Source organism: Bacillus sp. SIMBA_005 (assembly GCF_046535585.1).
GTDB classification, from domain to species: domain Bacteria; phylum Bacillota; class Bacilli; order Bacillales; family Bacillaceae; genus Bacillus; species Bacillus pumilus.
This window is the reverse complement of the sequence record NZ_JAWRWI010000243.1, coordinates 1-284: the sequence shown is the minus strand read 5'-3', so window position 1 is coordinate 284 and position 284 is coordinate 1. Positions and strand designations below refer to the sequence as shown.

Annotated in this window: 1 protein-coding gene; it reads right to left on the bottom strand. The window is 63.4% G+C overall.

All coding sequences use genetic code 11. The features are described 5' to 3' along the window. On the bottom strand, window positions 1–284 hold a 284-nt coding region (locus SB660_RS19940; RefSeq protein WP_410584014.1), incomplete at both ends, for a phage tail length tape measure family protein.

Here is a 284-nt window from a genome sequence, read left to right as displayed (position 1 = left end):
TGGCTGATGGACGCAATCTGAGCCTCACCGCTTACCCCCGCCTTAACCAGTGCGCTGAGTGACTCGCTGGTCTGGTTAAACGTCAGCCCTGCCGCCTGCCCGGCTCTGGACAGGACCAGCATACGATCTGCCGTCAGTCCCGCCTGATTGCCGGAAAGGACCAGCGTTTTGTTGAAATCGGACAGGGTTGAGTTGCCCTGATACCAGGCATACGCCAGCGCACCGGTCGCCACCGCCAGCGAGGTGGCCCCCACCATCGGCAGGGTGATCGCACCGGCAAGCCC